Origin of the sequence: Marivirga atlantica (assembly GCF_016734805.1) — a bacterium.
Taxonomy (GTDB): Bacteria; Bacteroidota; Bacteroidia; order Cytophagales; family Cyclobacteriaceae; genus Marivirga; species Marivirga atlantica.
In genome coordinates, this window is record NZ_JAERQG010000002.1 from 350,851 (window position 1) to 371,414 (window position 20,564).

Below are 20,564 nucleotides of genomic sequence, written 5' to 3' on the forward strand. Positions count from 1 at the left end.
AAAGTAATTACACTAATTCAATTTTTCATTATCCTTATGTCTATTATTATCCCTTGAAGTTTTCTTTTCAAAATTCTTTTCGAGTGCTTCAGTAAGGTTTATTCCAGTTTGATTGGCGAGACAGATCAATACCCAAAGCACATCTGCCATCTCATCCCCGAGGTCTTTTGACTTGTCATTTTCTTTGAAGGACTGCTCTCCATACTTTCTGGAGATAAGTCTGGCCACCTCACCCACTTCTTCAGTGAGGATAGCCATATTGGTTAGTTCGTTAAAATAACGAACGCCATATTCCTTTATCCAGTCATCAACACGCTTCTGAGCTTCTTCAATAGTCATCTTCTTTCAATTAAGAATTAACAATTAGCAATATATACTTATGATTTACAATCAAGTGATACTGAGACTTATCGGCTTAATAGCTCAACTTAAATACTCTTTCTCCACCCACCCAAGTTTCAAGCACTTTAGTTGCTCTTAATTTTTCTGGTGCTACTGTCATAATATCCTGATCAAGAATTACAAAATCAGCTAATTTACCAGCTTCAATACTTCCTTTCTCTTCTTCTTCAAATTGACCGTATGCTGCCCAAATGGTCATTCCTTTTAAAGCTGCCTCTCTGCTAATAGAGTTTTCCATTTGAAAACCATCTTCAGGATAATTGTCAGCATCCTTTCTAGCTACAGCAGAATGAAACCCATAGATTGGATTTATATCTTCTACGGGGAAATCAGAGCCTAAAACCAACATATCATTTTCTTCTAACAAATCTTTGTAAGCATAGGCCGTTTCAAGACGTTCTTCACCTAAACGTTCATCAGCCCAATACATATCAGAAGTTGCATGCGTTGGTTGTACAGAAGGTAAGATATTATAATCACCAAACTTATTCATATCACGCGGATGAACAATTTGGGCATGCTCTATCCTCCAACGTTTATCATTCTTACCTTTTAAATACTTAGCATAAATATCGGTGATCAGTCTATTGGTAGAGTCACCAATGGCATGAGTATTCATTTGGAAATTCTTCAGGGCGAAATCTTTAGCGAGGCTATCGAAAACTTCTGGTTCACTCAATAAGAATCCAGTTGCATTATGTATATCATGATAGGGCTCAATTAAGCAGGCACCTCTTGAACCTAGTGCGCCATCACCATAAATTTTGAATGAGCGAACATGCATATGGTCAGTTTTATAATGGCCGTTGCTGAAATAATGTTGAATATTCTCATCCGATGGAGCAAGCATAGCATATACCCTCATTTTTAGGATACTGTCTTTTTGTAGCGCATCCATAAAGTCGATTTCAACTTTTTGAAGACCAGCATCTGCTAAAGAGGTAAGACCTACCGAAAAGCAGTTCTCCTGCCCTAACTTAAGCAGATCAACTTTTCTTTCGTCTGAAATATCAGGAGCTTTACTGCTTAGTAAATCGATGGCATTATCAACTAATACGCCACTTGGTTTCCCGTTTACTAAAATGATCTCACCACCCGAAACTTTTGTATTGGCATTGATACCGGCTAAATCCAGCCCTTTTTGGTTGGTAAGCAAGGCATGACCATCAATACGTCTGAGTGCTACCACCTTATCTGGAAATAATATGTCTAAGGTGTCTTTTGTTGGGAATTCGGTATTATCACCCCAGTCATTTTGATCCCAACCTCTACCAACTATCCATGGTAAATCAGGGTATTGTTTAACATGCTCCTGAATTTTCTGGATTATTTCATCAAATGAAGAAGTTCCGATTAGGTCAACGTTTTGTAAACCCAAACTGTATCTATAAAAATGAGCATGACCATCAATAAGACCTGGATAAACTGCTAAACCCGCTAAATCTGTAATGTTTTCAGATTCATACTGGTTTCTTATTTCATCATCAGAACCGACAGCCACAAATTTATTGTCTTTAACGGCAAATGCAGTTGCTTTAGAAAAGCCATCATTTACAGTATAAACATTGGCATTGAAAAATATAGCATCAGCCTGCTTTTTTGATTGACAGGCTGTAAATAGCAGGATAGTAATAACCAGGCAAAGTGATTGGAATTTATTCATTGTCAAAAAGGGTTTCGGTGAATTTTAGGTGCTTAACGGATTCTCCAGAATCTTTCAATTCTTTCAGAGCATCGATACCAATTTCCAAATGATGGTTTACAAAACTTGTTGTTACTTTTTTATCGCTTTCTTCGGTTTTTACTCCATCGGGCGTCATAGGATTATCAGATACCAATAACAGAGCTCCTCTTGGAATACTGTTGACGAATCCTACTGAGAATATTGTGGCAGTTTCCATATCAACAGCCATTGCTCTAATTTTTCTTAGGTAATCTTTAAATTCATCATCATGCTCCCAAACTCTTCTATTTGTAGTGAACACGGTACCTGTATAATAGTCAAGTTCATGCTTTTTAATCATTGAAGAAACAGCTCTTTGCAAGCGGAAAGATGGCAAAGCAGGTACTTCAGGTGGCATGTAGTCATTAGATGTTCCTTCACCTCTGATGCCCGCTAACGGAAGAATTAAATCGCCAATCTTAGATTTCTTTTTAATACCACCGCATTTTCCTAAAAATAGAACTGCCTTTGGCATAATAGCAGTAAGTATGTCCATTATAGTAGCGGCCATTGAACTTCCCATACCGAAATTAATAATGGTAATTCCTTGAGCAGTGGCCGTTTGCATAGGTCTGTCTTTACCTTTTACCTCTACCTCAAATTTGTCGGCAAACATTTGTACATAGTTGATGAAGTTTGTTAATAATATGTATTCGCCAAATTCATCAAGGTTGGTTCCGGTATATCTTGGTAGCCAGTTGTCTACAATTTCTTTCTTAGTTTTCATATGAATATGTTAAGTTTTGTCGAAGTTTGTCAGGGAAATACTCCCCGGAATAAGTAAAAATTTATGGTTCAATTAAATCTTCCACCTTACGAAGTAAAGCTCCAGAAAATGGATGGCAAGATACATATTTTTGATTCGATCAGGAAAAAGTATTTGGTATTAACTTCGGAAGAATGGGTAAGGCAGCATTTTCTGCACTTCTTAATAAAGCATAAGTCTTATCCTCAAGGACTTATCAGTATGGAGAGTGGAATTAAATATAACCAACTCCAAAAAAGAACAGATATGGTGGTAAGAAACAGGGATTTATCCCCCTTATTATTAGTGGAGTGTAAGGCACCCGAAGTGAAATTGAATGACCAGGTTTTTAGACAAATAACTACCTATTTTAAAGAATTTAAGGCTAAGTACATGATTGTTACAAATGGTCTTGAGCATTATTGCTTCAGTATAGAAAATGGAGCAATTTCTTTTAAAGATGAGATTCCAACTTACGATGCTATTGCCTAATGCACCTCATTAAAAAGTTGATCAAGCTTAGTAAGAGCTTCACTGTCTTTATTTAATAGAGTTTCATCTACTTGATAAATTTGCTTTGCACCTGTAACATTTGAACTGAAAAGTGCATAATTTTCATCGAGTTCAGCTAAGGATAAATTTTGCTCTTCAATAAACTCGCCAGTTGCCTCTAATTGGTTTAATAAATGTCTTCGGCTAACACCTGATATACAACCTGCACTAAGAGGAGGAGTAGTCCACTTTCGTGTAAGTACATTATAAAAGAATAGGTTAGAGGATGAGGCCTCTGCAATCTCGCTTTTATGATTTAGAAGAATTAATTCCTCAATGTTTCTCTCTTTTTTCTCAATTGCGGCCAGCACGTAAGAAAGTGCTGAGATAGTTTTTAAATGGCTGAATGCATGATGATGAAGTGTGACCTTCTGTGAAACAAATGCCTGATTAATTATTTGATTTTCAGGTGGATGAAATAGTTCGTTTTCTATTAAATAAGAAGCTGAATTTTCAATGGGCGTATATTTGCCTTTACCATCTCGCCATATAGTGATTTTGATGCGCTGTGCATTATTTTCATTATTTCTTTTTACAAGCTGCAACAGATGAGCTTTCAGTGCGTCTTTTCCAAAGGGAAGCTCAATATGCAAGGTTTTTAATCCTTCATTCAGGCGATTCCAGTGAAGATTAAAAAACTGGATTTCAGAATTTTTATAGATAATTGTCTCGAAGATTCCATCCCCAAAATGTAAACCTCTATTAGGAAGGTTTACGGGTGATTTATCATCAGTTAATAGAATACCATTGTAATTAATCATGGATATTAGGCTTTTAAAACTTCATCACTCCATTCATCAATTTTGCTTTTCAGCATCAATATATTTAGCTAATATTGAACTTTAATTCGAATAAATGGCAGAAAGAAGTAGTGTTTTCGATATGATTGGACCAGTGATGATTGGTCCTTCTAGCTCCCATACCGCTGGCGTTGTGCGTATTGCGCGTGCTGCTATTAAGGTTTTGGGAGGTACTCCTGATTCAGCTATAATTACTTTTTACAACTCTTTTGCTCGTACCTATGAAGGCCATGGTAGCGATAAAGCTATTGTTGCCGGTTTATTGAATTTTAAAACAGATGATGTACGCATCAAGCAGTCATTTGATTTTGCTGAAGAGAAAGGTTTAGAGTATACTTTTAAATCTATTGGTAATGCCGCAACCTATCATCCTAATACTATTAAGTTAAATCTTAAAAAAGGTGATAATGAAGTGGAAGTAATTGGTGAAAGCAAAGGTGGCGGTGTAATTAATATTGCCAAAGTAAATGGTTTTACTGCTAACTTTTCTGCAGCGCTACATACCTTGATTATTTTTGCAGGAGATACTAAGGGAAGCATCGCATTTATTTCAAATATTCTTAATAACGATAAGATTAATATTGCCACAATGAGCGTTTCCAGAAAGGGGAAAAATGATGTGGCGTGCCTGGTAATTGAAATGGACTCAGGTTTAAAAGACATTTCGCTTGCCTATTTAAAGAGCCTAGATTGGGTTAAAAACGTAATTTATATTCCAGATATCGACTTATAAAGCTTAGTAATATGATTAAAAAAGGACTTCTAATTTTATTAATAATGGCAGGGATGCTGCATGTATCTCAAGCGCAGGAAACATGGTCATTACAAAAATGTGTTGATTATGCGCTGGAAAACAATATTCAAATAAAACAGGCTGAGCTTGATAATAAAACAGCGGAGGTTAATTTGTTTGGAAGTAGGATGAGTAGCCTACCAAACTTGAATGCTAATTTGGGATATAACTATTCAGTTGGTCGTTCAATAGATCCATTTACAAACACTATAATTGATCAAGATGTAACATCTCAAAATGGAGGTATCAATGCAAGTGTTCCAATCTTTAATGGTTTTCAAATTAGAAATGCAAAGAAGCGTGATGAGCAAAGCTTGTTGGCAGCTAATTACAATTTAGAAGATACTAAAAATACCGTAACACTTAATGTGGTTACTTTTTACACCAATATACTTTTTAATAGAGAATTATTGGAAGTAGCACAACTAAGACTACAAACAACGCAGACACAAGAAAATAGGGTAAGTAAGCAGGTTGAACTTGGAGCTCTTCCTCAGGCCAACCTCTTGCAAATTAGGCAGCAACTGGCCAATGATGAATTAGAAGTGATAAGGGCAGAAAACAATGTAGAACTTTCAACACTGCAGTTAAAGCAAGCGTTGCAGATTGCGGCAGATGTCGATTTTCAAATCGAAGTACCTGAATTGAATGATCCTGAACAAGGGGGCGTATTAGAAAGCTCACAGCAGATATATGAATATGCGCTGCAGAATCAACCCGTTATAAAAGCAGCTAAGGCTAATACCAAATCTGCTGAGTATGGTATTGGTGTAGCTAAGAGTGGTTACTATCCATCAATTAGTGCCAGCGCTGGATTTTCAACAGCCTATTCTAGTGCAGCACCAGATCAGTTACCTGCTATTGGTGCAGAGCAAGTTGTAGAACAAGTACCTATTGGTATTGTAGAGGGCACTAATCAAGTTGTTGTTACTCAAACAACGAGGCCAGCCGAGTTTAGAGATAATACTTTTATGAATCAGTTAGATGTCAATCAACGAAAGTTTGCTGGTATCTCTGTTAATATCCCTATCTTTAACAGATTTCAGGTAAAGAACAACGTGCAAAGAGCCGTAATCAATCATGAAAGAAATGAGTATCAGTTAATAGCTACAAAAAATCAACTTCAACAAACTATTGAGCAAGCGTACCTTGATGTTAAAACTGCTTCCAAAGCCTATAGTGCTCTTGAGAATAGTTTAGAAGCAGCCGAGCTTTCTTTTGAAAATGCAAAGCAGAGATTAGAACTTGGAGCGACAGACGCGGTAGAATACACACAAATAAAAAATGATTACGAAAGAGTGAAGTCAGATTTGGTTCGTGCCAAATATGATTTTATTTTTAAATCCAAAGTATTGGATTTTTATCAGGGTAAACCCTTAAACTTTTAATAATGGCTAAGAAGAAGTCTTCAAACAAAATTATTTATATCCTTTTAGGGGTAGTTGTAGTATTAATTGCCGTAGTAATTATTGCAAAAAAATCTGGAGCAGGTATAGGGCAGGCACCTTCTGTGAAAGTAGAATTGGCTCAGGCCGAAAAAAGGACAATCGTTGAGAAAGTTAATGCCAGCGGTACAGTTCAACCAGTAGTTGAAGTTAAGTTAAGCCCAGATGTGGCTGGTGAAATTATTGAATTGAATGTCGAAGAAGGTGATCCGGTAAAAAAGGATGAGTTATTGGTTAAAATACGACCTGATAACTTCATTAGTGCACTTGAAAGAGCGAAGGCAAATTTAAGTCAGCAAAAGGCCAACCTTGAACAATCACGAGCAGCACTTGAAAGAGCAAAAGCTTCTGCAGTGAGGGCTGATCAGGATTTCAAAAGACAGCAAAAGTTGTATGATGAGAAAGTGATTTCACAATCAGACTTTGAGCAGGCGCAAGCTAATTATTCAATTGCCATGAATGATAAAAAGGCTGCAGAGAAGAATGTGTTAGCCGCGCAATACATTGTTGAAAGTGGTCAGGCAACTGTTGATGAAGCACAGGAGAATTTGAGAAGAACAACTATCTATGCCCCTGTTGATGGAACTGTATCTAAATTAAGTGTTGAGCTTGGTGAGCGCGTAGTAGGTACTCAGCAAATGGCAGGTACCGAAATGATGCGTATTGCTAATTTAAATAATATGGAGGTTCGTGTTGATGTGAACGAGAATGATATCATCCGAATTAATATAGGTGACACTGCAATTATTGAAGTGGATTCATACACTTTCATGGAGAAGAAGTTTAAGGGAGTTGTTACTGCTATTGCTAATACAGCTAAAGACAAAGCTTCACCAGATGCCGTTACAGAGTTTGAGGTAAAAGTTAAGATTCTCAATTCTTCTTATGAAGATTTATTAGAGAAACAAGGATCTTCACCTTTCCGTCCGGGTATGACAGCAAGTGTTGAAATCATTACTGAAACTAAGGAGAATGTATTAGCTGTACCGCTTTCAGCCGTAACCATTAGAGATATCACTCAGAAGAAGGATTCTACCGGAGCTAAACCTAAAATGGTAAAAGCAGAGAACAATAAAGAAAATGAGAAAGAGGTAGTATTCATGGTAAAGGATGATAATATTGTGGAGATGAAAGAGGTGGTAACTGGCATAAGCGACTTTGAATACATCATGATAGAAAAAGGTCTTTCAGCAGATGATCAGGTTGTGAAAGGACCGTTCTTAGTGGTTTCTAAAACGCTGGAAGATGGTGACAGAATCGAGAAGAAAGAAGAGAGAAAAAGAGGTGAGGATTCGGAAGAATAATTCATAAAGAAATAATAGAAAAGCCCTTGATTAATCATCAAGGGCTTTTTTTATGAGTGTTCGGGTTTGCTCATTATCATAATTAGCCATGCCTTCATGCTGCATTAGTACTTTTCCATCTTTTGATAGCAGAAATGTTGTGGGCAATGTGCCCTTATATATTGCTGGTAAATTCAATGATTCAACATGATAAATCTGAAAATCAAATCCTTTTCTTTTAACTAGCGCTTTAGATTTTTCGAAATTATCCTCAACTGATATCATCAAAAAGACTACTTCATCATTGTCTGCATAATCCTGATAGAGCTGATTGATATTGGGCATTTCTGCCAGACATGGTGGACACCAGGATGCCCAGAAGTTGACAAAAACCACTTTACCACTTTTATCGCTTAAGCTGAAAATCTTTCCTTTTGTATTTGAGAAAATTAGCTCACCTTCAATTGGCTTTTGAAGCACTTCAGATTCTGGAGAAATGATCCCTGTTGCCAACACAAGCTGTTGAAGCTTTGCTGCCACAGGTACATACCAGCCGGTTAAATAAAGGATAGCAAAGGCTGCTATTAAAATAATCCACTCAATGATATTTCGTCTCAAACTAGGCACTTATGATGAATTTGAGGTAAAGGTATAAAAGTGACCAGAATCAATAAGTAAACATTGTTACAATTGTATAAATAATTAACGCTTAGTTTTTCAATGATTAAAGAGGTGTTTCTTTTAAGAAGAATTACTTTAGCTATTTGCATCTAATCAAATAATAAAATTGAGCGACCTTATCTCCATAGTGATGCCTGTTAAGAATGCTGGAGCGTATTTGGAAGAAGGCCTGGACAGTATTTTAAATCAATCTGAAACTAATTGGGAATTGATTGCTGTGAACGATCACTCAATAGATAAAAGTGAGCACATATTGCAGACCTATGCAAATAGCGATCAGCGAATAAGTTATTTTAATAATGCAGGTGATGGTATTATCCCTGCTTTGCAAACAGCTTACAGCCATGCTTCAGGTAATATGATTCATCGCATGGATGCCGATGATGTAATGCCTCCGCATAAGTTGAAGCTGCTAAAAACGAAACTTCAAGAAGTTGGGACAGGACATGTGGTAACCGGAAAAGTTGAATACTTTGCGGAAAGTGAAGTTAGTAATGGCTATAGAAAGTATGAGCATTGGTTGAATCAGCTTTGTGAAGCCGATAGTCATTGGCTGAGCATTTATAAAGAGTGTGTGATTGCTTCACCTGCCTGGCTTATCTTCAGAGATGATTTTGAGAAATGTGGAGGTTTTGATTCAACTATTTATCCGGAAGATTATGACCTGGTATTTAGGTTTTATAAAGCAGGATATAAGGTCGAGTCAGTAGATGAGGTAGTGCATCTTTGGAGAGATCATTCCTCAAGAACAAGCAGGAACCATCCCAATTATCAGCAGAATGCTTTTTTCAGTATCAAGCTTCATTATTTTTTTGAATTGGATAGAGATTTTTCCAGGCCACTGGTGGTATGGGGCGCAGGGCCAAAAGGAAAGATTATGGCTAAACTTTTAAAAAAGAGAAATGAAAAGTTCGTCTGGGCCTGCAACAATCCAAACAAAAAGGGACATGATATTTATGATAAAACCATGCAATCTATTGGTGAAATCATGAAGCTGCCTGAGCCACAAATACTGATTACAGTGGCTCAACGCAATGCGCAAAAGGAAATTAGAAAGTATTTAACAACACATGGATTAGAGGAATACAAAGACTATTATTTCTTCAGGTAATATATTTATCGAAAAGCATTTTATTTTACTTCAATTATTGCTTTACTTAGCATCACTTATCCAGAAAGACTGAGGGACAGGGCCCTTTGAAGTCTTAGCAACCTTCTACAATGAAAGGTGCTAATTCCCTTTAGCTGATCGAAACATCAGTTATGAAGATAAGCAAGCCTCTCAAGTGCTCTTTCTGGAAAATGACAAAACAGAATGAGCAAATTCAACAAAGACCTACTTAAAGAAAGAATATTAGTGCTGGATGGCGCTATGGGCACCATGATTCAGCAGTATAAACTGAATGAGTCGGACTATAGAGGAGAAAGGTTCAAAGACTATTCTTCTGATTTAAAGGGAAATAATGATTTGTTATCCCTCACCCAGCCTGAAATCATTAAATCGATTCACAGGAAATACTTTGAGGCGGGTGCTGATATAGTTGAAACCAATACATTCAGTGGTACAACCATAGCCATGGCAGATTATGGCATGGAAGAGCTAGTGTATGAGTTAAACTTTGAATCGGCCAAAATAGCCAGAGATGTAGCTGATGAATTTACTGATAAACCTCGATTTGTAGCAGGTTCAATAGGTCCAACCAATAGAACGGCCTCACTTTCTCCTGATGTAAACAGACCTGGCTTCAGAGCTATCTCTTTTGATGAACTCAAAATAGCCTACAAACAACAGGCAGAAGCTTTAGCAGCTGGCGGGGTAGATATTTTTCTGGTTGAAACAGTATTCGATACCCTTAATTGTAAAGCAGCGCTGCTGGCCATTACTGAATTGAAGGAAGAACAAGGTATCGACATTCCCGTGATGGTGTCCGGTACTATCACTGATGCCAGTGGGAGAACTTTATCTGGTCAAACAGTGGAGGCTTTTTGGAATAGTATAAGGCATTTTCCTCTACTGAGCATAGGATTTAATTGCGCTTTAGGGGCAGACCAGCTGAAAGTATATCTACAACAACTAGCAAGAATTTCAGATGTAGCCATCTCGTGCCATCCAAATGCCGGATTGCCAAATGAATTTGGTGAATACGATGAAACACCTGGCCAGATGAGTAACATCATTAAAAGCTATCTGGATGAAGGTTTGGTGAACATCATTGGTGGTTGTTGTGGTACACAACCGGAGCATATTGCCGCAATTGCACAATACGCTATTGAAAGTAAGCCGCGAGTAACGCCAAAGAAAGAGCAATTAATGCGCTTAAGTGGTTTAGAGCCTTTGAATGTGACTAAAGAATTAAACTTCGTGAATATTGGGGAGCGTACCAATGTGGCCGGCTCAAAAAAGTTTGCTCGGCTTATTCGTGAAGAAAAGTTTGAGGAGGCAATAGCCATTGCCTTAGATCAGGTTGAAGGCGGAGCGCAAATCATAGATGTCAATATGGATGATGGCATGCTCGATGCAGAGCGTGTGATGCCTGAATTTCTCAATTTGTTGGCTTCCGAACCTGATATCGCCAAACTTCCTTTTATGATTGACTCCTCTAAATGGCAAGTGATAGAAGCAGGCTTAAAGTGTACACAAGGGAAAAGTATTGTGAACTCAATAAGTTTGAAGGAAGGCGAAGAACAGTTTAAGGAGCATGCTCAGAAAATCCTTCACTATGGAGCAGCAGTTGTGGTGATGGCTTTCGATGAGAAAGGTCAAGCTGATACTTATGAGAGAAAAATTGAAGTCTGTAAGCGTTGCTATGATATTCTCGTTGATGAAGTGGGCTTTCCAGCTGAGGACATTATTTTTGATCCTAATATACTCACCATTGGAACTGGCATTGAGGAGCATGATAATTATGCCGTGGACTTTATTGAGGCAGTTCGATGGATCAAAACACATCTTCCTCACGCTAAAACTTCTGGTGGTGTAAGTAACATTTCTTTCTCTTTCAGGGGCAATAATGTTGTGCGAGAAGCCATGCATTCAGCTTTCTTGTTTCATGCTATCAAAGCAGGTCTGGATATGGGAATTGTTAATCCCGGGATGATTGAAGTGTATGATGAAATAGATAAAGAGCTCTTACAGCATGTAGAAGATCTCATCTTTAATAGAAGAGAGGATGCTACAGAACGCCTGATGGCTTATGCTGAGAACTTAAAGCCGGAAGAGAAAGCTGCCAAGGAAATTTCTGAATGGAGAAATGAATCGGTCAATAGGCGTTTGGAACATGCACTCATAAAAGGTATTACTGAATTCATAGAAGCCGATGTGGAAGAGGCCCGGCAAGCCGCAACTCGTCCATTAGATGTTATAGAAGGCCCTTTGATGGATGGGATGAATGTGGTAGGAGATTTGTTTGGATCAGGAAAGATGTTTTTGCCCCAGGTGGTAAAAAGCGCGCGAGTAATGAAGAAGGCGGTTGCTTATTTACTGCCTTATATTGAAGAAGAGAAAAAATCAGCCCCTAAATCCCCAAGTGCCCCTATATCCCCAAAGGGGACTAATAGTGGGACTTATGGATGGCAAACAGCAGATTCAAATCTTTACAAGCTCACAAAGGAGTATGCGAAAGAGATGAGAAGAAACCCTACCAAAGCTGAGGAGTTGCTTTGGGATGTTCTAAAAGGTAAAAAATTAGAAGGTTTTAAGTTTAGAAGGCAACATATAATAGGCGGTTACATCGCTGATTTTATTTGCTTAAGAGAAAACCTTATTATCGAGGTAGATGGCCTTATTCATCAATTACCTGAAAATAAGATAAATGATGAAATAAGAACTGAATGGCTAGAAGCACAAGGGTTTAAGGTCATTAGGTTTACAAATGATGAGGTAATATCTCAATTGGATATTGTTCAGGAGAGAATTTTAAAGGCGCTGCATTCCCCCTCTGGGGGCCAGGGGGCTGTGGGGGATGCTGCAGCCAAGAAAATTCTCATGGCCACTGTAAAAGGTGATGTACACGATATCGGCAAAAACATCGTCTCTGTTGTATTGGCCTGCAATAACTACGAAATCATTGATTTGGGCGTGATGGTACCTTTACAGAAGATTCTCGAAGAGGCAGAAAAGCACCAGGTGGATATTATTGGACTGAGCGGCTTAATCACACCTTCACTGGATGAGATGATTTATGTAGTAGAGGAGATGGAAAAGCGAGGCTTGAAAACTCCTGTGATGATAGGAGGTGCGACCACTTCAAGGATTCACACGGCCGTAAAAATTAAGCCACATTATAGCGGTCCAGTGATTCACGTGAATGATGCCTCAAGAAGTGTTACGGTGGCCGGGAAACTTTTAGGTAAAGACAAGGAAAATTTCTTTGAAGAAATAACCGCGGAATATACCGAGCTAAGAGAAGGACATGCCAGACGTTCTACTGACAAGAAATATATTGCTATTGAGGAAGCTCGTAAAAATAAATACTCCATCGATTGGACGGCCTATCAACCAAAGGAGCCTAACCAAACAGGTGTGACTGTATTAGATGATTACAATTTAGAAGAGATTGCCTCTTACATTGATTGGACACCATTTTTTCATACATGGGAATTAAAAGGGCGTTATCCTAAGATTCTGGCTGATCCGGAGAAAGGCGAAGAAGCACGCAAACTATTTGATGATGCACAGGAGATGCTAAATGATTTCATTAAAAATAAGAAGTTAACAGCTAAGGCAGTCTTTGGTCTGTTTCCTGCGCATACGGTTGGAGACGATAGCATAGAGGTATTTGCCGATCAACAGAAAAGCAAGAAGCTGGCAGAATTCCATACTTTACGACAACAGCAGGAAAAGGCTAGTGGTCAGCCGAATTTCTCTTTTGCTGATTTTCTGGCTCCGCAAGAAGCCGAGCTCAACGACTACTTCGGTGCCTTTGCAGTGACTACAGGCATTGGCCTGGAAGAAATCGTAAAGGCTTATGAAGCGGATCATGATGATTACAATGCCATCATGGCGAAAGCCTTAGCTGATAGACTGGCAGAGGCCTTTGCCGAATTATTGCACCTAAAAGTCCGAAAGGAATATTGGGGTTATGCGGCCGATGAAAGCCTTGAAAATGAGGATTTAATCAAAGAAGCATACAAGGGAATTAGGCCTGCACCGGGTTATCCTGGCTGCCCAGATCACACGGAAAAGATCACGCTTTTTAATTTATTGGAAGTAGAAAAGCATGCCGGAATAAGTTTGACTGAAAATCTAGCCATGTGGCCTACTGCCTCGGTTAGCGGCTTTTATTTTGCGCATCCTGAAAGCAGGTATTTTGGTCTTGGAAAAATTGGTAAAGACCAGGTAGCAGATATTGCAAAAAGGAAAAATCAATCATTTGAAGAAATAGAACGTTGGCTAAAGCCGAATTTGAATTATGATGCTTAATACTTAATACATAGTACTTTGTACAAGGTATTAAGTATCAAGATTGATTTCTTGAATAAATGAAATTCTCGTTTAATATTAAAATTCGATAATGAAAGTAACAGAACATATAAACAACGCGTCAAAAGCACTCTTTTCATTTGAAGTATTGCCGCCTTTGAAAGGGCAAAACATACAGACACTCTTTTCAAATATTGAACCTTTAATGGAGTTCAATCCGCCTTTTATAGATGTGACTTATCATAGAGAGGAATACGTCTACCGTGATAAAGGAAATGGCCTATTAGAAAAGCGGACGACCAGAAAACGACCGGGAACAGTAGGGATTTGTGCGGCCATTAAAAACAGGTTTGATGTAGATACAGTCCCTCATATAATTTGTGGAGGCTTTTCCAAAGAGGAGACAGAAAATGCTTTGATAGATCTGGACTTTCTAGGTATTGATTCTGTGTTGATTTTAAGAGGTGACCCTATCAAATCGGAAGGCAAGTTTGTGCCAGATGACAATGGACATGCTTATGCCAGCGAGTTACTGGAGCAAGTTGGCAATATGAATCAGGGGAAGTACATCGATGAAGAATTGCAAAACGCCTCAGCTACGGATTTCTGCATGGGCGTGGCAGGCTATCCTGAAAAGCACTTTGAAGCACCTAGCATGAAATCAGACCTGAAGTATTTAAAAAAGAAGGTAGAGCTTGGTGCTGAATATGTAGTGACGCAGATGTTTTTTGACAATCAGAAGTATTTCGAATTTGTGGATGCCTGTAGAGCTGAGGGCATTAATGTTCCTATCATTCCCGGTTTAAAGCCGATCACTTCCATCAAACAAATGACGGCTTTACCGAGAACATTCTACCTCGATTTGCCGGATGCTTTGGTTGATGAATTAGATAAGTGTAAGGATAACGCAGCAGCTAAAGAAGTAGGAGTGGAGTGGTGTATTAACCAGTCTAAAGAACTAATTAAGAAGGGAGCGCCTTGTTTACATTACTACTCAATGGGTAAGTCTGATTCCATTTATGCTATAGCAAAGGCTGTTTTTTAATGGAAAGCTTATAAAGAATGCCAAAAGCCGGCCCTGCTGCTAACAGCATAAAAAGATACGTTAAACTTATTTCATTTTTGAGATGAGTGAGTAGCTGTATGCTGATAATGGTAATCGCAAAGCCAATACAGTTCACGATTGTCAAGGCTGTACCCTTTAAAGTTGGTATGGCGCTTTGTGCTACCATAGTGGAGAACATAGGTGAGTCGGCCACAACGGCCAGTCCCCAAATCATCATGAACACAAAAAATAAAGCAGGGTTGCCGGATAGGAAAATAAGAGGTACCAGTAAACAACTCAATCCTGAAAGGCTTAGGGCACTAAATGCTACTTTGCTGCTCCCTATTTTTCTGGAAATGTAACCTGCTAAAATACAGCCGATTGCTCCTACAGCAATTATGTAAAAACTGTACAAATAAACATTCCAGTCTAAGTTATAGGTATCACTGAAGTGACCGAGTAATACGGGCATAAATACCCAGAAAGTGTACAGCTCCCACATATGACCGAAATAACCGAATGCAGCTTTTCGGAAAGCAATAGGTTTAAATACCTGGAAGACATTATTCAGCCTAATACTTTGAGCCGCTTTTCGGTAAGGACCATCAGGTACTAGAAGTAAAACTATTAAGCCACCAAAGGCAGCAAAGCCTGAAACCGTATAAATAACACTTTGCCAGTCCAGCTCTGCTTTGAAAATGCTTAGGAGGTAAGGAAAGGATTTGCCTAAAACCAATGCACCTACCAAAAAGCCTAATGAAGTTCCAAGACCTTTTTCAAAATGATCTGCAGCTAACTTCATCCCTACAGGATAGATGCCGGCTAAGGTTATTCCTGTCAGAAATCTCAAGCCGATCAAGCTAGTATAGTTGTTGAAATCAAATGCGATACAGAGGTTGGATAAAGCACCAAGGATTGCACAGATGAAGAAAACTCTTGAAGGCGAGAACCTGTCAGCAATGGATAGCAGGGCAAAAATTAGGGTGCCCGAAATAAAACCAAATTGCACGGCAGAAGTGAGATTCCCAAGTGCATCATTATCTAGTTGAAATACGGCTATCAGGTCTTTTATCACTCCATTGCTGGCGAACCAAATGGACGTACCACAGAACTGGGCAAATACTATAATGGGAAGGATATGTCTTTTAGACTCCATGCTTCTCAAAAGTGAAAAGATTAATCAGGATTTGCAAAGTCTGCAGTGCAATCTATCAATTCAGAAATTATCATTTTTTATGTGAATGATCAGCTGAACTTTTTCTATCATAAGGCAACTTTTATTAATTTCGAAAAGTATTTCGCACAGCATTTCTGATTACCTATGTATTTAATTTACGATACCGAGACCACAGGCTTACCAAAGAATTATAACGCACCTTTAACGGATGCCGATAACTGGCCAAGGTGTGTGCAGATTGCGTGGCAGTTGCACGATGCTTCGGGTAAATTACTGGATGCGCAAAATCATATTGTGATTCCTGAGGGCTATGAAATTCCCTACAATGCGGAGAAGGTGCATGGTATTTCTACCGAGCGAGCCAAGAAAGAAGGTAAGCCTTTAATTGAAGTGCTTGAGGCTTTTAAAGAGGTACTAAGCAAAACAGAAATAGTAGTAGGCCATAATATTGAGTTCGATATCAATATTATGGGTGCAGAAATGCTTAGGAAGGAGCTTTCCGAAAAGCCACTAACGGAGAAAGCCATCATTGATACGAAAAATGAAGGTACCGATTACTGTGCTATTCCCGGAGGAAGAGGAGGTAAATACAAATGGCCAACATTAACAGAGCTGCATCAAAAGTTATTCGGAACTGACTTTGCTGATGCCCATGATGCGGCTTATGATGTAGATGCCACCGCCAAATGTTTCTTTGGTCTGATTACTGAAAAGGTGATTCCTACCAGTGGAGGGATTCCTATTGAAGCTGTTAATTATGAACCGCCAAAGCTTGATGCAGCCAACTTTGCTCAAAGCACTAAGGATGAAGAAAAAGCAGCCGAAGCAGCACTGAAGCAAGCCAAAAAGGCTGATATCTCCTCTATGGATGATACACCTTTCGTCCATTTGCATTGCCATACGCAGTTCTCTGTATTACAGGCTACAGCAGAAATTCCTGCTATGATCAATAAAGCAAAGGAGTTGGGCATGCCTGCCATCGCCATGACGGATCATGGGAACATGATGGGTGCTTACAATTTTGTGAAAGAGGCTCATAGTGCTGGCGTAAAACCCATCATAGGTTGTGAATTCTACCTTTGCCAGGATAGAAACAATAAGAAAAATAAAGATGATGGCTTTCAAACTGTGCTGATTGCCAAGAACAAAGCAGGTTATCATAACCTTGCTAAATTATCATCTATCGCCTTTGTGGAAGGCTTTTACTATGTGCCTCGAATTGATAGAGAAGTACTGGTTAAGTACAAAGAGGACTTAATTGCTACAACAGGCGCTGTGTGGGGTGAAATTCCTTACCTGATTTTGAATGCTGGTGAAGCACAGGCAGAAGAAGCCTTTTTGTGGTGGAAGGAACAATTCGGAGAGGATTTCTACGTAGAACTCAACCAACATGGTATCCCTGAAGAACAGAAAATCAATGAAGTATTATTGAAGTTTGCCAGGAAGCATAATGTAAAATACTTCGCAGCCAACAACACTTATTACCTAGATAAAAAAGATGCTGAAGCACACGATATCCTGATCTGTGTAAAGGATGGTGACTTCGTGAGCAAACCAAAGAAATACATTGGTAAGCGAGGCAGAGAATATCGATTCGGTTTACCGAATGATGAATTCTACATCAAGTCACCGGAAGAGATGAAGGCGCTTTTTGTGGATTACCCTGAAGCCATTGCCTGCACGGCAGAAATTGCAGAGAAAATTGAAGGCTTTGAGTTAGCGCGTGATGTGCTGCTTCCTAAATACGATATTCCGCAAGAATTTGTTGATCCGAAGGATGCGGAAGATGGCGGTAACAGAGGAGAGAATGCTTACCTCAAGCATATCACTTTTGAAGGTGCCAAGAAGCGGTACGATATCATCACGCCTGAAATAGAAGAGCGACTCAACTTTGAGCTGCAAACCATTGAGAATACTGGTTACCCGGGTTACTTCCTCATTGTGCAGGATTTTACCACTGCCGCCCGTGAGATGGGTGTTTCTGTGGGTCCCGGCAGGGGATCAGCAGCAGGTTCTGCCGTAGCTTACTGCATCGGGATTACCAATATTGATCCTATCCAGTACGATCTCCTTTTTGAGCGTTTTCTAAATCCTGATAGGGTGTCATTACCCGATATTGATATCGACTTTGATGACCATGGTCGCCAAAAGGTAATCGACTATGTGATTAAGAAGTATGGTGCTAATCAGGTGGCGCAAATCATCACTTATGGTACCATGGCGGCTAAATCGGCCATCCGTGATACAGCTCGTGTAATGGAACTTCCATTATCCGATGCCGATAGAATTGCCAAGCTGGTGCCTGATATCAAGCTTAAAAAGTTATTCGATCTTGCACCTAATAAAAAGGAGCTTGCTGCGAAGCTGAAAAATAATGGAGAGGCAATCGCCATGGCAGAGGAATTGCTCAACCTAGCTAATGCCAATGATGCTTCTGCCAAGGTAATTAACCAGGCAAGAATTCTGGAAGGCTCTGTAAGAAATACGGGTATCCATGCCTGCGGAGTTATCATCACACCGGATGACATTACCAAGTTTGTACCTGTAGCGTTAGCGAAGGATTCCGACATGTACTGCACGCAGTTTGATAATGCGGTGGTGGAAAGTGCAGGACTCCTAAAGATGGACTTCTTAGGACTGAAAACACTGACGCTCATCAAAGACGCGGTGCGCATTGTGGAGGAGAAGCATGGTATCAAGCTCGATCCTGAAGCTTTCCCAATAGATGATCAAAAGACTTATGAGCTTTTCCAGCGAGGTGAAACGGTAGGGATCTTCCAGTATGAATCACCCGGAATGCAGAAATACCTTCGGGAACTGAAGCCTACGGAGTTTTCTGACCTGATTGCGATGAACGCTCTCTACAGACCGGGGCCATTGGAATACATTCCGAACTTCGTGAAGCGTAAAAACGGCCAGGAAGAAATCGTCTACGACCTGGATGATATGGAAGAATACCTCAAGGAAACTTATGGTATTACCGTGTACCAGGAGCAGGTGATGTTGCTTTCGCAGAAGCTGGCAGGCTTTACCAAGGGTGAGGCCGATGTGTTGCGTAAGGCGATGGGTAAGAAGATATTCTCCCTGCTGGAGCAGCTGAAGCCTAAATTTATTAACCAGGGAGCGGAGAGAGGTCATGCCAAAGACAAGCTGGAGAAAATATGGAAGGACTGGGAAGCATTTGCAGCCTATGCCTTTAACAAATCGCACTCTACCTGTTATGCCTGGGTAGCCTATCAAACGGCCTACCTCAAAGCGCATTATCCTGCCGAATACATGGCTTCTGTGTTGAGTAATAACATGAACAACATCACCGATGTCACCTTTTTTATGGAAGAGTGCAAGCGGATGGAGTTGCAGGTGTTAGGGCCTGATGTGAATGAATCGAAAAGTGGCTTTACGGTAAATGATGCCGGGCAGATTCGTTTCGGTTTAGGGGCCATTAAAGGTGCCGGAGGTGCAGCCGTGGAAAGCATTATTGATGAACGACAGGCAAACGGTACTTACAAAGATATTTTCGACTTTGCAGAACGCATTTCTGCAAAGAGTGTGAATAAAAAGACTTTTGAAGCCCTTGCCATGGGTGGAGGCTTTGATTGCTTCTCTGAAGTGCATAGAAGACAGTTTCTGGAAGCGGCTTCCGATGGGAGCAACCTGATTGAGAAAGTTGTTAAATATGCGCAGAAAGTAACGCAGGAGAAAAATAGTTCACAAACCTCACTCTTCGGAGGTGATGGAGGCGTAGCCATTCCGCCACCAAAAGTGGAGGATATGGAGCCTTATTCTGAGCTGCATAAGTTGAACATTGAAAAGGAAGTAGTAGGACTTTACATTTCCGGCCATCCATTGGATGAGTTCCGTTTTGAAATGGATAGCTTCTGTAATTCAGCTGTTGCTGACCTTAATGATCTGGAAACGCTGGCAGCCAAGAACGAAGTAAAGGTGGGAGGCATCATTACGGCCATTGCGCATAGAACCACTAAAAATGGAAAACCTTTTGGCACCATTACGCTGGAAGATTATGCAGGTTCTTTTACCTTCTTCCTCTTTGGTGATGACTACCTGGCGCATAAACAGTTTATGGAAAATGGCTGGTTTATCTTTGTTTCAGGCAGAGTAACCAGAAGAAAATGGGGTAACCAGGAATTAGAATTTAAGATCAGCAATATTGAATTGCTTTCCGAGCTGCGTGGTAAAAGGAGCAAAGGCCTGCGCATTAGTGTAGACTTAAACGACATTAACGAAGCCATGATTATGGAGCTGGACAACCTCTGCCAGACTTTTAAAGGCGAGTGTAGTGTGCAGCTACAAATTACCAATAAAAATGATGGCTACCTGATTGATACCATGAGCAGGAAATACAAGGTTGATCCTACCAATGAGTTAATAGCCGGCTTACAAAGACTGCCAGAGTTGAGTTATAAGATTTTGACTTGATTGAAGTCTAACGTTTGGCTATGCGCAGTGTCCCGGAGGGCATTGCGTATAGGTGTTGT

At 39.7% G+C, this 20,564-nt stretch carries 14 protein-coding genes and 1 riboswitch; of the genes, 8 read left to right on the forward strand and 6 right to left on the reverse strand.

Features of this window, described 5'->3' with window-relative positions; translation table 11 throughout:
* Nucleotides 1–12 precede the first annotated feature (12 nt).
* The 3 genes from JKP34_RS08920 to JKP34_RS08930 all read right to left on the reverse strand — a co-directional run bounded on the left by JKP34_RS08920 (nucleotide 13) and on the right by JKP34_RS08930 (nucleotide 2,852).
* Entirely contained in the window at nucleotides 13–339 is a 327-nt protein-coding gene (locus JKP34_RS08920; RefSeq protein WP_201919911.1) for a nucleotide pyrophosphohydrolase, read from the reverse strand.
* Nucleotides 340–415: 76 nt separating this feature from the next.
* The gene (locus tag JKP34_RS08925; protein WP_201919913.1) at nucleotides 416–2,065 is read right to left on the reverse strand and encodes an amidohydrolase; all 1,650 of its coding nucleotides are present in this window, start codon (nucleotides 2,063–2,065) and stop codon (nucleotides 416–418) included.
* Nucleotides 2,058–2,852, reverse strand: a complete 795-nt coding sequence (locus JKP34_RS08930) for an AMP nucleosidase (RefSeq protein WP_201919915.1) — start codon at nucleotides 2,850–2,852, stop codon at nucleotides 2,058–2,060. Before JKP34_RS08930 ends, JKP34_RS08925 begins: the two co-directional genes overlap by 8 nt.
* 63 nt (nucleotides 2,853–2,915) lie before the next feature.
* On the opposite strand from JKP34_RS08930, the gene JKP34_RS08935 reads away from it, so the two are divergent.
* A complete protein-coding gene (locus JKP34_RS08935; protein ID WP_201919917.1) occupies nucleotides 2,916–3,362 on the forward strand; it encodes a type I restriction enzyme HsdR N-terminal domain-containing protein in 447 nt (148 codons plus the stop codon).
* On the opposite strand, the gene JKP34_RS08940 is transcribed toward JKP34_RS08935, so the two are convergent.
* A complete protein-coding gene (locus tag JKP34_RS08940; RefSeq protein WP_201919919.1) occupies nucleotides 3,359–4,183 on the reverse strand; it encodes an aminotransferase class IV in 825 nt (274 codons plus the stop codon). The two genes, JKP34_RS08935 and JKP34_RS08940, sit on opposite strands and share 4 nt — an antisense overlap.
* A gap of 94 nt (nucleotides 4,184–4,277) precedes the next feature.
* Here JKP34_RS08940 and sdaAB point away from each other — a divergent pair, with 94 nt between their 5' ends.
* The 3 genes from sdaAB to JKP34_RS08955 are packed head-to-tail and all read left to right on the forward strand — an operon-like array spanning nucleotide 4,278 to nucleotide 7,764.
* On the forward strand, nucleotides 4,278–4,955 hold the full coding sequence (sdaAB, locus tag JKP34_RS08945; protein WP_201919921.1) for an L-serine ammonia-lyase, iron-sulfur-dependent subunit beta: 678 nt from the start codon (nucleotides 4,278–4,280) through the stop codon (nucleotides 4,953–4,955).
* 11 nt (nucleotides 4,956–4,966) lie between these two features.
* The gene (locus tag JKP34_RS08950; RefSeq protein WP_201919923.1) at nucleotides 4,967–6,403 is read left to right on the forward strand and encodes a TolC family protein; all 1,437 of its coding nucleotides are present in this window, start codon (nucleotides 4,967–4,969) and stop codon (nucleotides 6,401–6,403) included.
* A 2-nt stretch (nucleotides 6,404–6,405) separates the two neighbouring features.
* Entirely contained in the window at nucleotides 6,406–7,764 is a 1,359-nt protein-coding gene (locus JKP34_RS08955) for an efflux RND transporter periplasmic adaptor subunit (RefSeq protein WP_201919925.1), read from the forward strand.
* Between the two features lie 30 nt (nucleotides 7,765–7,794).
* On the opposite strand, the gene JKP34_RS08960 is transcribed toward JKP34_RS08955, so the two are convergent.
* Nucleotides 7,795–8,361, reverse strand: coding sequence for a TlpA family protein disulfide reductase (locus JKP34_RS08960; RefSeq protein WP_201919927.1), 567 nt, complete (start codon nucleotides 8,359–8,361; stop codon nucleotides 7,795–7,797).
* A 169-nt stretch (nucleotides 8,362–8,530) separates the two neighbouring features.
* Between JKP34_RS08960 and JKP34_RS08965 the strand changes: the two genes are divergently transcribed.
* The 3 genes from JKP34_RS08965 (at nucleotide 8,531) to metF (ending at nucleotide 14,891) form a co-directional block, all read left to right on the forward strand.
* On the forward strand, nucleotides 8,531–9,535 hold the full coding sequence (locus JKP34_RS08965; RefSeq protein ID WP_201919929.1) for a glycosyltransferase family 2 protein: 1,005 nt from the start codon (nucleotides 8,531–8,533) through the stop codon (nucleotides 9,533–9,535).
* 53 nt (nucleotides 9,536–9,588) lie between these two features.
* Nucleotides 9,589–9,700: riboswitch (SAM riboswitch) on the forward strand.
* Between the two features lie 39 nt (nucleotides 9,701–9,739).
* On the forward strand, nucleotides 9,740–13,846 hold the full coding sequence (metH, locus tag JKP34_RS08970; protein ID WP_201919931.1) for a methionine synthase: 4,107 nt from the start codon (nucleotides 9,740–9,742) through the stop codon (nucleotides 13,844–13,846).
* Nucleotides 13,847–13,937: 91 nt separating this feature from the next.
* A complete protein-coding gene (gene metF, locus JKP34_RS08975) occupies nucleotides 13,938–14,891 on the forward strand; it encodes a methylenetetrahydrofolate reductase [NAD(P)H] (RefSeq protein ID WP_201919933.1) in 954 nt (317 codons plus the stop codon).
* Here the strand turns inward: metF and JKP34_RS08980 are convergent.
* Nucleotides 14,869–16,047 carry an MFS transporter gene (locus JKP34_RS08980; protein WP_201919935.1) on the reverse strand — a complete coding sequence of 393 codons (1,179 nt, stop codon included), beginning with the start codon at nucleotides 16,045–16,047 and terminating at the stop codon, nucleotides 14,869–14,871. The two genes, metF and JKP34_RS08980, sit on opposite strands and share 23 nt — an antisense overlap.
* A 165-nt stretch (nucleotides 16,048–16,212) precedes the next feature.
* Between JKP34_RS08980 and dnaE the strand changes: the two genes are divergently transcribed.
* On the forward strand, nucleotides 16,213–20,505 hold the full coding sequence (dnaE, locus tag JKP34_RS08985) for a DNA polymerase III subunit alpha (RefSeq protein ID WP_201919937.1): 4,293 nt from the start codon (nucleotides 16,213–16,215) through the stop codon (nucleotides 20,503–20,505).
* Nucleotides 20,506–20,564 lie beyond the last annotated feature (59 nt).